This window comes from Alkalimonas sp. NCh-2, from assembly GCF_039631345.1.
Lineage (GTDB): Bacteria > Pseudomonadota > Gammaproteobacteria > Enterobacterales > Alteromonadaceae > Alkalimonas > Alkalimonas mucilaginosa.
On the sequence record NZ_JBDIUV010000003.1, the window covers coordinates 317,854 to 333,203 of the forward strand.

Consider the following 15,350-nt stretch of genomic DNA (forward strand, 5'->3'; position numbering starts at 1 on the left):
GCATTAAGTAATAAGCTGCAACCGGTGCGCATCAAATCCGAGGTAACAAATGGCATCCAGCCAAGCCAAATGACTGATAAATTGCTGGCCTTTCTGGTGATACATTGGATGTTCCCAGTTTTGATAACAAAGCTGAATACCCTGGGCAGCAAATCGTGCCCGTTCTTGCTCAAGGTAAACACGCGAGCCTTGATTAGCGAGGTAGCTGTCAGCATTCAGTTGCTGAAGAATAGCTAACAATAAATCAGCTTTTTGGCCGGATACACCAAGCTCCGATGCTTTTAGTAAAGGGGTCTCAAGCCCCAAACGCCGGCAAACGGAACGAATAAGAGCAATGTTTAAATCCGCAAGCCTGTCGTAAGGCGTGTTAAAAACCGGCTCAATAAGCTCCACCACCTCCGCCAGGTACGGTGTTTTAGCCAAATAGGTTTTAACGGAGTTTAGATGTTTACGCTGCCAGTTGATGCGCTGATTGGCCAGCGCGATGTCCATGATAGGAGCATCCAGCGCATGCCGGGCAACAGGCACAGACAGCCAAATCACATTATCCTGATGATCTTTGATACGGTTTCTAGACTGCCAGGATTGCTTTTCAAACTGCACATTATCAAGAAAAACAAAGCAATCTACCTGGGCTATTTGCTGGAAATACCCTAACCATGGCAAGTAAGTGGGTTGGCTGATGGCAATTTTAGTCATAATTGCCTTTACGAGGTGTGTGGGCAGTTTGTTTTAGGTAACAACTGAACTCAAAAGGCACCACTCCAGCTTTAATTTCATAATCATGCCTTAAACTCACCATCGGCGTAAGCTCTTCCTTACAAAAAACAAATACCTCCGCTGGATTAAAGTAATAAAGCCCCTCCGCTTTGTAATCAACATAGTGACTCAGGCAGTTAAAAGCCAGTCCTTCGTCCGTAACCGCAAACAATAGCCGAAGTATATCCTGCAGAAAGCTTTGGTTGCAGGTGATGTCATTGTTAAAAACACCGCTGATAAAGACCAAATCAAAGCGCTCTGGTATGCGTTCCTGCAATATGTTCCTCAGCTCAAAACGCCCCTCCGGATGATTCTCCCGCGCAAGCTTTAACAACTCTGCCGATAGATCATAACCCACGTACTCCCCAGCAAAACCTACGCGCTTAAGTAAGCCAAGCAGGTGGCCGGCACCACAACCAAAATCGAGTATTTTTTTATGCTGAAACTCAGGAAAGCCCTCCAGCAAAACCTGAAAGCGTCGCTCCTGCGTTTCTACGCTGCTTTGCTGAACCGCATGATGTGAATAGCCATGTGCCTTGGCAAGGGCATTGTAATGATCGGATATCTGCAGCAATTGCTGCTGTATGTCATTCTGTGGCATCAGTACACTCACCTAAACATTGCACTACAAATTTCGCCGCTCTTTCTGCCGAGCCGGAGGAAAATACCTGATTACAGGCTTTTCTCGCATCGGCATGCATGGTCTCTGAATAGACTATATCGGCCAGTTCTGTCAGAAGTTTATCGGGTTTTAACTCAGATGCATGCCCAAGATTAAAACACAAACCTGCCTGGCTAAACTGCATGGTTTCTTGCAATTCGCCAGCAGTCAGTGAGATCACTGCAGCCGGACACCCCAGATAGGCACACTCATACTTTGCCAGCCCACCACTGGTGATGCAAAAATCTGCCCAGGCATAATGCTGATAAATATCAGAGCTTGCTGGCAACCATTCTACATTTGGACAGACACCGTCACCCTGATGGCGTAACCCCAGGATACGGATTTTCAGCGTCGCATCCAACTGATGCAAAGCAGCCACAAGTTTCGGTGCTATGTCGTAGCAATCGCCACTACCAATCAATAGCAGTACTTTGTGTGGAGGCATGCTTTTCTGCAGTGGGCCAGAGCCCGGAAACGAGGGGTGTGGTAAATAATAACTGAGCCCCAGGGCCTGCGACCTAGCGCCTTTGCTTCGATAATCAAACCTGGGAGCAGCCAGAGTAAAGTTAAGCACGCCTGCCACTGGGTAGGACTCATGCAAACAAAAATCATCCAGTACCACGTAATGATGATGTTCAGGTAACTCTGATGGCTGGTAGTGATAACTGTCAACCACCACCTGGCTTCCTGGAGCCAGAGTAGCGGCTCGTTGACAAATGCTAAGCTGCGTGTGCTGTAACACTAGCTGGAAGGCTGCGGCAAACTGCCGGGCGGTTTGATGATAGCTGCCAATGAATACCACATCTCGCTCACGGCGCTGCAGTGCTTTGGCCAGCGCGGCACAACGCAAAAAATGCCCCATGCCACTGGTCGCATCGGCATCGCATAGCAGGAACACACAGTCAGTCTGGTATGCCATCACTTCACAGTTTTCATCAAACCAGGCAAATGCCTGAACAATACTTCAGCCAATTGCCAATCGTCCGGCGTATCAATATCATGCGCACGATAACGTGGAATGGTCATCCCTTGAACCATCTGCTCATAAAACGGCTTCTCGGACATCCAGGCTGCTGCAGTCCCAAGATAAAATTGTCCCACATCATGATAATAGCTATCACAGTCCTGAGTTCGGCTGTTCAAATATTCAGGTGCCTTCATCGCAAGACGGCCGGTAGGATCAAGGCTCAGTGCTCTGGATAAAGGATAGGTATAGGCGGTAACGGGCATGACAAAATCAGCAGAAGTTGCCTGAAGCTGCTGGACTGCTTCTCGCAGATCATCTGCTGTCGTAAACACTGCCGTCGGGTAAAGGCAACAAATAAGTTCGTGGCCGGGCAAGCGCAATTCACTGATGGCATGCTGAATCACCGGCACCGTTGCCGCCATATCATGAGCCAGGCTATCGGGCCGGATAAACGGAACCTCGGCCCCTTCTTCGCGTGCAACACTGGCAATTTCAGCATCATCGGTACTTACCAGTACGCGCTTAAATAAACCAGAGGCGAGTGCCATTCTCAATGGCCAGCTAATCATTGGGTGGCCGGCAAAAAGCCGGACATTCTTCCGCGGTATCCGCTTACTGCCCCCTCGCGCAGGTATAATTGCAATTGTCATAACATGCCAGAGCCAGTTGCCTCAAAAACCCCATGAAAAATTGCCAGCGCTTGCTCCTCAGTATAGACGCCACTCTTTACCAATGGCCAACTTTGCACTTCACTGCTATCGATAACCCGCTCATAGCCCGGCTGAAACTTAACCATGGCTGATTTGAAGCCTAATGCAGCCATCACAGCCAGTCTGTGTTGGCCTGCCGTAACCACAAAGCGGGCATCCTGCTGATGCTTCAAGACATAACCCCGGATGTACCCATCCGGTTTTAACTCCGGAGTATAGCCTTCCTGGCTGATAACCATAACCAGATTTCGGAGCCGTTTTAACTCGGCCAGCACTTGAGCATCGCTTTGTGGTCCAAACGCATGGCTATCCCAATCCGGGATCAAGGCAGCTTTACTTTGCCCGGCTTGCATGTCTTCGATGCTGTCGGAGCTATCAAACCAGGGCAACCAACTGACATAACGATCAAGTGGCATCTGTGATAAAACACCAATATCTGCGGTATAGCCTAGTTGCTGCCAAAGATCGCCAAAGCATGTTGGCTGACACGATTGATAATACTGGTACAAAGGCGCTTCCCGGTAATTAATAGGCCGAGAGCTTTGTATACACTCAAAAATGAAAGTCGCTGTCGCAGTAAAACGGTGCCAACCTACGCCTGGTGCATAGCGTTGCAAATCCTTGCTGCCGACGGCGGCGTCCAATGGGATATGGCACAATTTACTGACTGAGCTGCGGATACTCTGAGTACTATCGGAAAGCTGCGGCCTTTTGAGTGGTGTCGATACCGAGCCCTTTTTGTGGTACACAATCAGCGGCCGGAAAGGCTCACTGACCGGTAAGTTGTTCTCAGACAAACCTACCAGTTGGCTGGTAAATAAAAAACCTTTTTCATACAGTAAATTGTCATAGTATTCTTTGGCAGATAGCGCATCATTCTCAGTGAAACCCTGTGCAGAACCATACTTCTCATGGATCAAGCAGGGCTGAAAGAATAATTGCAGGCTTGCTTTTTCAAACAGCTGAACAAAAAATGCTTCCGAATACGAGGTAGAAAACAGCTTTGCAAGTTGCTGATTAACGGATAAAAACAAAACAACATCTACCTCAGGCAAGGCTTTCAAATCATCAAGGGTAAGTGCATGCTGGCTGATCTCAGCGCTACTAAAGTTTTGCTGTTGGAACTGCCGGGCAGTATCCGCATACCCGGCATCGGCTTCAAACCCAACCGCGGCCAGGCCTAAAGCATCCAACTGGGCAGTAATCACCCCCTCGTTGCAACCAACATCAATTGCTGAACGAGCACTCTTGTCCAGATGCAAATTAATTAATGCAATATTTTGTTTCACGCCATTTGCTCTGGCTCCGAGCTGATAACTCATACTCTGCTACCTGTGTGAAGGGTTATTGGAAGTAATGGGATACATCGACATCATCAAACTTCAGTGGTTGTTCAAGAAAGCTGTCATGCCCCTGCAAGATACTCTCCTGCCAAATCGTACAAATGGTTTTGAATGCCTGCAAACACTCTGCTTCGTCGGAGGAAGCTGACGCTAAGATTTTGGTGAGCACACCACTAAAGTAATTGGCGCTACCATAGAACAAGTAAAATATCAGGTTTTTCCTATCCGGAATTTTACTGCGTAAAAAGCGCCACTGCTCTTCAACAAAGCGCCGGGCGTCTTCCAGTGACTCTATTGGCTGCTCAAAAAAAGCCAGCCATTCGAAAACACTTTCTGAGAGGCTTAAAGTATCAATGGATGAAAAAACGCTATCTGCAAAAGGGCTTAAATCAGCAAAAAAGGCGTTTGCAATAAAATCCTCAATCTCCGTATCACGAACAAAATCAGTACCAAGCAAAATGGATTCATAGCGTAAAGGGACAGCACCATCAATTGCTACGCCATTACTGCAGTTATACACCTCAATTTTATTGCTTGTTTTTGCAATCGCCTGCTCGATTAATTTTCGGGATACATCAAACTCTGGCTTAGTGAACACATAAGGTAAGAAGTTACCTTTTACCGGCATACCTCCACCATGCGTCTCTTTGTAGTTATACAACTCGGTTCCGTCCGATTTATAGTAAGAAGATAACTTTGAGTGATGATAATTTAAATCAGCATAGCCCAGGTCAACACCAAACAAGTACAAATACCTGAAACCAGCTTGTAAGACAAAGTTCACCACCAGGTTGCTCACCGTAGGGTATGCATAGCTCAGGGGCATAATTTTATAGCCCCCTTTCTCAATCGTTGATTGAAATAATAAGGTTGACGACTCTCCTGATTTAAAACACAGCAAGACATCTTTAAACAAAGCTGCCGTATCAGGGTGAATGCCATTGACACTGATAAGCCTGATTGATTTTAAATACTCTGGATCATTAACCTGGCTTATCCAATAGAAGGTTGACTTGTTTTGCTCAATCTCCGCATGAAAATCAGGCTTTATCCCCCGGGAATGCAATGATTTCAAGGCTGTACCACAACTTATCAATACTACCTGCTGCCGGTAGAGCTGGATGTACTCAATGGCATCATCAAGACTAGGTCCATTACCAATAATAAACACCGGCTTGGTTAAAAGTGATGCGCGCGAGTAGTCGTCGGCATGGAACTTCAAAAACTTATGCTGCTGCTTTAAGCTGTTATAAGTGTGTGAAATACCATACCTGGCATGATCGTAGTACTCCCCCAATGCCAGCACAACACGTAGTTCTGAGCGTAAGTTAGAAATGGATTTTTGCATATCCGGATCAAAGTAAGAACTCAATAAATACGTATTAGCGATAGAATAAGCACCGACCTGATAGAACTGAGCCATCAAATCGTAAAAATAATTTGAACCATCACCACCAAGATTAAAGTAAATACGCCGATTGGATACATCCGCTTTTTGAATGATGTCAGACCAATCAATTACATGAAGACTTGCAAGGAAAAAGTCGAGATTCGGCTCACAAACATACAAATTTGTAATGCTATGCGAATCACATAATTGCTCTATATGCAGCCCAAGACCGATGCCAAAAATAATCATGGATTCAATGTCATCAGGCAAAGCGCTGGAGCCAGTCATAATATTCCGAATAACAGGCTGTGCTTTTTCAACCGCAGTAAAGTGAATGTAGTGACTTAGTTTTTTGGTAACCTTCTGCCCCAGAATAACATCATCCCTGAATGGGTTTTTCTCAAATGCATCAACCAGAAATTCAGATTCTTGCTTTGCATCATCATAAAACAGGGCATTACGCCGGCAATGCAGCAAGTTCGTTTGATCGCGATCATCTTTTACCAAACGCCAATTGATGGCCTTATAACTGGATATTTCTTTAAATACATGAGGATAATACTCCTCCAATGCTGCCAGGTTTTTTTCCAATAAGGATGGATTGGTGTAATCTGATGAGGCAAAATTTCCCAGGTTGCTATGGTTATGCTCAGGCAGGTTATTGAACAAAGCAGTATCGGGCAAAAATACCTGATACTTATTGGTCAAATGATCAGGCTGAGCGCTGTGGCCAAATGCAAAATGCATCACTTCGTCCATTACCGGATGAAAATAGTGCCGGTAAATATAGACTTTATCACCACTCAAAAGGGGGATCAGCTCGGCCAGATCTTCCGGTAAAGTGCTACCATCATTATCAAATTGCAAAAAAAGCTGAGTCCCGTTCTTCTCCGCAACCTGCAAAATACGTAGCCAATCAACCGCCTGCAATGAGCATTGCACCACATCCAATGAAGGTTCATAAACAACCAGATATTTCAGCTCAAGCTGTTCAAGCAGGTATTCCAACTGATACCCAAGCCCCAGACCAAACATAACAATGGCTTCAGCCTGGTGCTGGAGCGGCTCAGTCGGCCAGTGATCGTTCAAAGCATTGGAATGAAAATCTAAATAAGGCGCTGCGGCTAAAAAGGACCGCACCTCGTCGCGCATTTCCTGCTTTGGGGTTGTGCCATACCAGGTTCTTCCCGTGCTAAAGTCAACCATATTAATTTGCTCTGCAAGGGTGCCAAAAATGGAGAAGCGCTGGGATGTATGAGATGCAATGAGTTGCGGGATAGTCGGTATATAGTGGTTAAATGCTGAAATATTTTGCTTGTATCGTTGCTGGATTTCTACCGATACACTTTTTTCAATTGCTTTTTGTTTATCTTCATCCACACAAACCTGATGGTTTATATACTTTAGCATAAGGTTCCTGAGTATTATTTAGGAGTTATGGCCATAACTTTGCTTCGCTTTCTTACCCTTTTGAATGGAGAGTAACTCCGCACCAATGGTCGAACGTTGCTGATTGATGATTGTCATCATCTCGCGGAGATAGTCAAGGTTTTGCTGTAAATACTGAGAGTAGTCATCCAGCGGCTCAACCGCTGGTTGCCCTAGCAATGCATGCCAGTCGGCAAGGAGCTTTTGCAGTTGAGGCTCGGCTTCCTTTTCTTCCTGCAGCAAAGCCTTTATCTGAGCCTGAAAAATTTGCGCCTGTGCTTTCCTGGCTTCAAGAGATGACATGTTTTAACTACCAACGGCAATTTGTTGCCTCTGGGCCTGCAACTCATAGCCTTTTTCTCTATCTGCGACAGGAATTTGATCCCAGGCCCCTTTTATCGTTAATAACAACTCAACCACCTCATCCACTTTTTCGCTGCTTTTCTCGCGGCTGGCCAGGATCAAGTGATTTAACATAAAGTCGTACAACGCATACAAGTTATCTGAAATGTCACCGGCGCTCATATCAAGCGAACCTTGCAACGCAGAAATAATGCTGATGGCTTTTGATAACGTAGCTGATTTACCAGCATAATCCTGCCGCTCAATGCAACCTTTGGCTTTTGCCATGTTTTCCAATGCACCTTGCATTAATAATTGAATGACCCGATGCGGATCGGCAACCGCCAAGTCATCTTTGATACCAACTGATTTGTAAGCCTTAATACCGTAACTCATAACGGACTCCTCTAATTCTGGTTTCGTGTCTGAGTTTTAAACCCAGGTAAATTAGCCAACTGAGCCGTCACAGTCGAAGCCATATTCTGCATGGATCCTAATAAGCCATCCAGTGCAGTATAACGGCTTCGCAAGGTTTGCTCGTAACTTTGCATATACCGATTTGCAGCTTCAAGATCTTTCGCATTTTTATCAATTTGTAGCCGCAAAGAGTTTTCTTTGCTTGCAATTATTCCGCCAGCTTGGGAAAACTGAGTAATGAATTTGTCCAGACTCTCACTTAGGCCATTGTCTCCTCCAAATAAGGAAGCAATCGCATCGTAATTCTCATCAAGGGCACGATTAAAACGCACTCGCCCGGAATCTCCGCCAAACTCGGTTGATGAAGAAATTTCAAGTTTGCCATCACTGTTAAATGTGATACCCATACTGTACAAAGTGGATAGACTATCATCCGCACCTTCAAAGGCAGATCCAAGTATACCGCGCAACTGGGCCATCATAGTTCGCGGCAAAGGATCACCGGATAAAGGACCTCCCTGAGCGGTCACCGTTTTACCGTCCGCTCCCAGAGTTCTGTGCTTTGTTAAGGCATTGATTTGATCAACCAGCTCGTTGTAGCTGGTAATGAAAGCATTTATTTTTTCTTCTGCGGCATCTTTGTCAGTACTGATGCTTAAGGCTGCATTGTTGTTGTCGGGAGTCACCGCACGCGCAGTTAAAGTGACATCCTGAATCACATTGCTAAAAACATTGCTGCTGCTGGTTGCTTTAATACCATCAATTTCGATCTCAGCATCCTGCGCAATCTGGACGGCGGTTAAGCCTGGGCTGCCACCGGTCGGAACTGTCGAGATGGCATCCAGCTCTGCATTGTTATTGGTAACCTGTAAATCGTTGCCTTCACCAGTCACGTTTGAGCTCACCACCAGCTTGGTGCCAACCGCACCGCCAGCATTGATAAGGTTCACATTGACCCCAAAGTTATCGCTGGAGGCATTTATTTTTTGGCGTAGCTGATTCAACGTCATGCCTGCGGTGACTTCCACATCGAAGCTTTTACCATCGGCCGTAAACGTCAGAATACCATCGCTGGTACTTACTACATCACTGGCAGAAGCGAAAGCGCCATCAGCACTTTCAAAGCGACTACCAGCAGCCAGTTGATTTACTTTCACATCAAAACTACCAGGCACTGCATTGTTACTGGCGCTAGCCTCCAGGTAGGTTTTGTTTTCGGTAGGCTGGGTAATAGTTGCAACCCTGGCATTCAGATTGTTGCCGCCTAAAGCTTTTACAGCGGTCTGGAATGAAGAGAGAGCCGACTTCAGTCGGCCCACTCCTGACAACGAGGCTTCGAGAGTTGATTTTGTCTTATTAATACGGCCCAGCTTGCTATCACGCTCCACCTTAACCAGAGTACTTACTAGTTCCTCTAACGGCAAACCTGATGCTGAACCTAAAAAATTAATTTGCGACATAAATCACCTCTACACTTTGCTATCCACCAGTAACCCGATGGAGCGTCCCATTTCTTGCTGTAACCTCTTCACATCCTGTGCCACTTTTAACAGCTCCTCCGACGGAATTTGCCGAATAAGCTCAGAGGTTTTGAAATCAACTACTTTAATGACTTCGCGACCAGACGCATCATCAATCGAAAAGCTTAATGAGCGCTTTTGAATGGCAACAGCATTGTTCATCACTTCAACTGCTTCGTCCAGTTCATTGCGAGCGACTGACTCCGACTTGCTTGCCTTAACCGGCTCAAGCGGCATCAAAGGCTCAGCTTGCTTTGACTCATTCTCTGTTTTCGAACGAATCTCCGCACTTGCAACGGGCAGTATGGAGCTGGTTACCGATGAGCTGTTTAAGGTCATACTGCTCATATCAGACTCCTTATCGGCACGCAGGGTGAAAACTTAAGAAGTTTTCACCACCGCATGTTATTAGTTTAACCTAATAACGACAAAGCTGCCTGTGGACGCTGGTTTGCCTGGGCCAATACTGTAGTACTGGTTTGCTGCAAAATCTGCTGCCGTGTCAACTCTGCGGTTTCACGCGCAAAATCGGTATCCCGGATCCGGCTACGTGCACCAGAGACGTTTTCAGAGATATTCGTTAAGTTACGAATGGTTGCTTGAAAACGATTTTGGATCGCACCCAAATCTGCCCGGGTGCCATCAATGACACCGATTGCACTGTCAAGAATAGCCAGGGCAGCGGATGCACCACCGGTAGTTGACACACTTAAACTATCCAAACCTAAAGATGTGACACCGTAGCCATCAGATCTTGATAGCGTAATACGGATATTCTGTCCCGCATTGGCGCCCACCAAAAATGAAGCTGAGTAGGTGCCATCCAGCAAATTCTGGGTACCAAACTGTGTTACTTCAGCAATACGGCTGATTTCCGTGAGCAATGCGGTCACTTCTTTTTGCAGCGCATTACGGTCGGCAGAACTGTTGATACCGTTCTGCGATTGAATGGCCAAGGTACGGATCCGCTGCAGTGCGTTGGTAATTTCATCCATCGCACCTTCTGCCACTTGCGCTACCGAAATACCATCATTAGCGTTACGAGCTGCCTGGTCCAGACCATTGATTTGGCTGGTCAGGCGATTCGAAATCTGCAAGCCGGCCGCATCATCTGCAGCGCTGTTGATCCGAAAGCCTGAAGACAGACGCTTAAATGCAACGTCCAGGTTATTGCCTGAATTAAACAACTGACGCTGAGCATTCAGCGATGAAGTATTGGTGTTTACGTATAAAGCCATGAGTCACTCCTTAGTTCAGGCAAGGTTCTGCAAAACCTGGTCGCCTTCAACTATTTGTTTTACTAAACGGTTTCGGTAATTCACTACCTACGTTCCGTGAATTGAGCCAAGCTGCAACTTGGCTTAACCTAGTTATCGGCGACAGTGATAAGAACTTTAGAAAAAAAATTATTTTTTTTAACGGCAAGGCTCCAAGCCTTAAAATACCTGGCCTTAGTGCTTAAAAAGAAAAACCACCTTGCAAGGTGGCTAATAATAGAGAGCAAGGATAGAGTCACTCCAAAACGCTAAAAATACCTTGCCAAGGACTTGATTAGTAAGCACGGCCTGACTGCAATCAATGGTGCTTTTTGTAATTTATCTCTCTGCCAAACCACCTGCTGCTAGCTTAAGCCAATACAGTCAATGCGGCCTGCGGTCTCTGATTTGCCTGCGCTAGCACAGCTGTGCTGCTCTCCTGGATAATCTGAACTCGTGTCAGCTCAGTCGTTTCTTTCGCATAATCAGTATCTTTAATGCGGCTGCGGGATGCAGACACATTCTCACTGATATTGCTTAAGTTTTTTATCGTAGAGAAGAGAGCATTCTGGATAGCGCCATAATCTGTTCTGGCTTGGTCAAGCTGCATTAATGCAGCATCAATTCCATTTAACACATCCTCCGTGCTGTCATTCACAAGACTGAGGCCATCCAGGTTTAGGCCAGCTGCATCGGTTTGATAGCTGGCGCCAAGCTCAATACTTAACTTCTGTCCGGCATTAGCACCAATCATAAACTCCAAAGTACCTGCACTTCCATCCAACAAGCGGATCCCTGCAAACTCGGACTTTTGTGCAATTGAGTTGATAGCCTGGCGTAACTGATCAAACTCTTGCTGCAAGGCTTCTAAATCAGCTTCAGAATTCACACCATTATCTGCCTGTATTGCTAAGACCCTCATCCGGTGAAGTGAATGAGTGGCTTCTTCCATTGCTCCATCGGTGACCTGCACCAAAGAAATTGCATCAGTAGCATTGCGTACAGCCTGATTAAGACCTGACACCTGATTCGTTAACCGGCCACTGATCACCAGCCCTGCCGCATCATCGGCTGCCCGATTAATACGATAGCCAGAGCTAAGCTTCTCAAAGGTTGCATTTAACCCTGAAGTTGCATTGCTCAACAATCGCTGCGAACTAAGCGAAGATTGATTGGAGTTCACCACCAAAGCCATTGCTTAACCCCTGTATAAAACTCATCGTCAGTGCATCTGTGTACGCACCAGAATGCAGTGGCTTGCTGGAGAGCTTTAAAACAAAGCCTCTCCATTCCCAAGCCATTACTTGCTATTACTGCAGCAGACTCAAAGCTGCCTGAGGCCGTTGATTCGCCTGGGCCAACACCGTGGTACTGGTCTGTTGCAAAATCTGCGTCCGGGTTAACTCAGCCGTTTCTTTGGCAAAGTCGGTATCCCGAATCCGGCTACGGGCACCAGAGACGTTTTCAGAGATATTGGTCAGGTTTCGAATGGTCGCCTGGAAACGGTTTTGGATCGCACCCAAATCTGCCCGGGTGCCATCAATGATGCCGATAGCACTGTCCAGCAAGGCTAAAGCAGCTGACGCGCCACCTACACTGGATACGCTCAGTGCATCCAGCCCCAGCGCCGTAGTGCCGTAACCATCTGTTCTGGATAAGGTAATACGGATATTTTGACCTGCATTAGCGCCCACCAAAAATGAGGCAGAAAAACCGCCATCCAGCAACTTGGTAACACCAAACTGCGTGGTATCGGCAATCCGGCTAATTTCCAGTTTCAGCTGCTCGACTTCTTTTTGCAAAGCGGCCCGGTCAGCAGAGCTGTTGATGCCGTTTTGCGACTGGATCGCCAGCACCCGGATCCGCTGCAGTGAATTGGTAATCTCATCCATCGCCCCTTCAGCAACCTGTGCCAGTGAAATACCGTCGTTGGCATTACGGGCAGCTTGATCCAGACCATTGATTTGACTGGTTAAACGATTCGAGATTTGCAAGCCCGCCGCATCATCAGCTGCGCTGTTGATACGAAAGCCTGAGGACAAGCGCTTAAAGGCCACATCCAGTGAATTACCGGAGTTGAACAATTGACGCTGCGCGTTCAAAGAGGATGTATTGGTATTGACATATAACGACATGATGATTCTCCTGTGTCTGTTGGCGCTCATAGCCACATCAAGTGAAACTATTCACAACCTATATATCGGTAAACAAAGGAAAATCTTTAGAAAATAAGGAAAAATAGATATCTAAAGTAAAATATATACTTAAACAATAAAAAGCAGAAGCACCATTAGATGCTTCTGCTTAAAGTATAATAGTTAACTGTGTTACTGCAGCAGACTCAAAGCTGCCTGAGGCCGCTGATTCGCCTGAGCCAACACCGTGGTACTGGTCTGTTGCAAAATCTGCGTCCGGGTTAACTCAGCCGTTTCTTTGGCAAAGTCGGTATCCCGAATCCGGCTACGGGCACCAGAGACGTTTTCAGAGATATTGGTCAGGTTTCGAATGGTCGCCTGGAAACGGTTTTGGATCGCACCCAAATCTGCCCGGGTGCCATCAATGATGCCGATAGCACTGTCCAGCAAGGCTAAAGCAGCTGACGCGCCACCTACACTGGATACGCTCAGTGCATCCAGCCCCAGCGCCGTAGTGCCGTAACCATCTGTTCTGGATAAGGTAATACGGATATTTTGACCTGCATTAGCGCCCACCAAAAATGAGGCAGAAAAACCGCCATCCAGCAACTTGGTAACACCAAACTGCGTGGTATCGGCAATCCGGCTAATTTCCAGTTTCAGCTGCTCGACTTCTTTTTGCAAAGCGGCCCGGTCAGCAGAGCTGTTGATGCCGTTTTGCGACTGGATCGCCAGCACCCGGATCCGCTGCAGTGAATTGGTAATTTCATCCATCGCCCCTTCAGCAACCTGGGCCAGTGAAATACCGTCGTTGGCATTACGTGCAGCTTGGTCCAGACCATTGATTTGACTGGTCAGACGATTCGAGATTTGCAAGCCCGCCGCATCATCAGCTGCGCTGTTGATACGAAAGCCTGAGGACAAGCGCTTAAAGGCCACATCCAGTGCATTGCCGGAGTTAAATAACTGACGCTGAGCGTTCAGTGATGAGGTATTGGTATTAACGTAAAGTGACATGGTAAGTCTCCTGCCTGTGGCGCTGTATCCTGATGTTGCTCATTTCATACAACATCAACTCAGATACTTATTTATCGGTAACCACAGACAGAAGTTTAGAGAAATTTCAGTTTTTTTTAGTTAGCCATTAAATACAGATGCAAAACCGTATTTATCGGCATAAAGTCTTTAGCGGATAAAATCAAACAAAGACACCGCAGATACCTTGGTAAAGGTAGCTGAAATCGCCTGCAGAGCAATTTCCTGCTTGGTTATTTCCGTTAAAGCTTTCGCATAATCCACTTCCGATAAGTCCGCCCGATACGACTTATTATTAATTTTCAGATCTTCATTGGTCTCAAACACACTGTCCAGCACATTGACTCGACCGCCGATATTGGCCATGACATTATCCACCCGATCTGTCGCATTGGTGATCTGCACCAGTGCATCCTGTATACCTTCATCCAACATGGCCTGATTGATATTCGGATCTTCCAAAATCTGAATAAACTCACTCAGTGTGTCCAGGATATTGACCTTGCGTGGAGCCTCCAATGAAAAATCAACCTGCCCCGGCACAGCAGGCCCGTTAATATCAATGGCAAGCCCTTGAAATGTAATGGATTGTCCTGACTGGAAAGTTCCTGTTACCGGAGGCACCAAAGAAGCACCGTTGCGTTGTATCTCGTACAGATCTGGCGCGGTAAGTACCACATTATAATCATTATTGGCCGGGTTGAGGCTGTCGTAATTTTCGCGGTAAAAACGGTCAAAGCGACTCTGATTGCTAACCGTAACAGCTGCTGAAGTTGCTCCACCGGCACTGATCACTGCCTCGGAAGTCTTATAGCGGCCATTGATATCATCAAAGACAAATTTGCCACTGTCATTGCCGGGCAATGCTATGGTTGCGGATAATTGTAAAGACTTTTGCCCATCATCCCCCTGAAACTCAAAACTTTCAGTCACCGGATTAAACACATAAGGCATGTTTTTATCCTGATACCCTGCAAAAATATAACCGCCTTCTGAGTTCTGTGTATTCATTAGATCAAGCAGCTCTACCTGAATATTGCGCAACTCTGCCGAAAGAGCCCGCAGATCCTGATCGGCATAAGCACCATTACCGGCAGCAACAGTAAGGATCCTGGCTCTATCCATCGAAGTACGCATATTTGTTAAAGCTGTTTCCTGCAGAGCCAAATTATTTTTCAACAAAATCGAGTTGTTCTGATACTGCTCGGTCTGGGCCAGGTTTTGGTCAAGGCCCAGCACCTTAGCTGAAGCAGCGGGATCATCTGCAGGCGTTAAGATGCGGGTTTGCTTTGTCAGTTGTTCCTGGGCTCGTGTCATCTTGGCATTGGTATTGATGACGCCATTTAAGCCCTGATTGAACTTCATATTAAAAGACATACGCATA

Annotated in this window: 15 protein-coding genes; all 15 read right to left on the minus strand. The window is 46.5% G+C overall.

What is annotated here, in order from left to right; translation table 11 throughout:
* Positions 1-3: 3 nt before the first annotated feature.
* The 15 genes from ABC502_RS10610 to flgL all read right to left on the minus strand — a co-directional run bounded on the left by ABC502_RS10610 (position 4) and on the right by flgL (position 15,349).
* Positions 4-699 (minus strand): WbqC family protein, encoded by a 696-nt coding sequence (locus ABC502_RS10610; protein WP_345915874.1) that lies wholly within the window; start codon positions 697-699, stop codon positions 4-6.
* Positions 692-1,360, minus strand: a complete 669-nt coding sequence (locus ABC502_RS10615; protein WP_345915875.1) for a class I SAM-dependent methyltransferase — start codon at positions 1,358-1,360, stop codon at positions 692-694. Before ABC502_RS10615 ends, ABC502_RS10610 begins: the two co-directional genes overlap by 8 nt.
* Positions 1,347-2,342: a hypothetical protein gene (locus tag ABC502_RS10620; protein ID WP_345915876.1), complete on the minus strand. Its 996-nt coding sequence runs from the start codon at positions 2,340-2,342 to the stop codon at positions 1,347-1,349. Before ABC502_RS10620 ends, ABC502_RS10615 begins: the two co-directional genes overlap by 14 nt.
* A complete protein-coding gene (gene pseF, locus ABC502_RS10625; protein ID WP_345915877.1) occupies positions 2,342-3,040 on the minus strand; it encodes a pseudaminic acid cytidylyltransferase in 699 nt (232 codons plus the stop codon). The genes ABC502_RS10620 and pseF overlap by 1 nt, the downstream gene beginning before the upstream one ends.
* Complete coding sequence (locus ABC502_RS10630) at positions 3,037-4,422, minus strand: hypothetical protein (protein ID WP_345915878.1); 1,386 nt, start codon at positions 4,420-4,422, stop codon at positions 3,037-3,039. Before ABC502_RS10630 ends, pseF begins: the two co-directional genes overlap by 4 nt.
* Before the next feature lie 22 nt (positions 4,423-4,444).
* The gene (locus ABC502_RS10635; protein WP_345915879.1) at positions 4,445-7,243 is read right to left on the minus strand and encodes a 6-hydroxymethylpterin diphosphokinase MptE-like protein; all 2,799 of its coding nucleotides are present in this window, start codon (positions 7,241-7,243) and stop codon (positions 4,445-4,447) included.
* 18 nt (positions 7,244-7,261) lie between these two features.
* Entirely contained in the window at positions 7,262-7,564 is a 303-nt protein-coding gene (locus ABC502_RS10640; RefSeq protein ID WP_345915880.1) for a hypothetical protein, read from the minus strand.
* A gap of 3 nt (positions 7,565-7,567) precedes the next feature.
* Complete coding sequence (gene fliS, locus ABC502_RS10645; RefSeq protein ID WP_330089134.1) at positions 7,568-7,999, minus strand: flagellar export chaperone FliS; 432 nt, start codon at positions 7,997-7,999, stop codon at positions 7,568-7,570.
* 11 nt (positions 8,000-8,010) lie between these two features.
* On the minus strand, positions 8,011-9,480 hold the full coding sequence (gene fliD, locus ABC502_RS10650; RefSeq protein WP_330089135.1) for a flagellar filament capping protein FliD: 1,470 nt from the start codon (positions 9,478-9,480) through the stop codon (positions 8,011-8,013).
* 9 nt (positions 9,481-9,489) lie between these two features.
* A complete protein-coding gene (locus tag ABC502_RS10655) occupies positions 9,490-9,888 on the minus strand; it encodes a flagellar protein FlaG (RefSeq protein ID WP_345915881.1) in 399 nt (132 codons plus the stop codon).
* A 65-nt stretch (positions 9,889-9,953) separates the two neighbouring features.
* The gene (locus tag ABC502_RS10660; protein ID WP_345915882.1) at positions 9,954-10,778 is read right to left on the minus strand and encodes a flagellin; all 825 of its coding nucleotides are present in this window, start codon (positions 10,776-10,778) and stop codon (positions 9,954-9,956) included.
* A gap of 388 nt (positions 10,779-11,166) precedes the next feature.
* Positions 11,167-11,991, minus strand: a complete 825-nt coding sequence (locus ABC502_RS10665) for a flagellin (RefSeq protein WP_345915883.1) — start codon at positions 11,989-11,991, stop codon at positions 11,167-11,169.
* Positions 11,992-12,106: 115 nt separating this feature from the next.
* On the minus strand, positions 12,107-12,931 hold the full coding sequence (locus tag ABC502_RS10670) for a flagellin (protein ID WP_330089139.1): 825 nt from the start codon (positions 12,929-12,931) through the stop codon (positions 12,107-12,109).
* A gap of 192 nt (positions 12,932-13,123) precedes the next feature.
* The gene (locus ABC502_RS10675) at positions 13,124-13,948 is read right to left on the minus strand and encodes a flagellin (RefSeq protein WP_330089140.1); all 825 of its coding nucleotides are present in this window, start codon (positions 13,946-13,948) and stop codon (positions 13,124-13,126) included.
* 168 nt (positions 13,949-14,116) lie between these two features.
* The gene (gene flgL / locus ABC502_RS10680) at positions 14,117-15,349 is read right to left on the minus strand and encodes a flagellar hook-associated protein FlgL (RefSeq protein WP_330089141.1); all 1,233 of its coding nucleotides are present in this window, start codon (positions 15,347-15,349) and stop codon (positions 14,117-14,119) included.
* Between the last annotated feature and the right edge of the window lies 1 nt (position 15,350).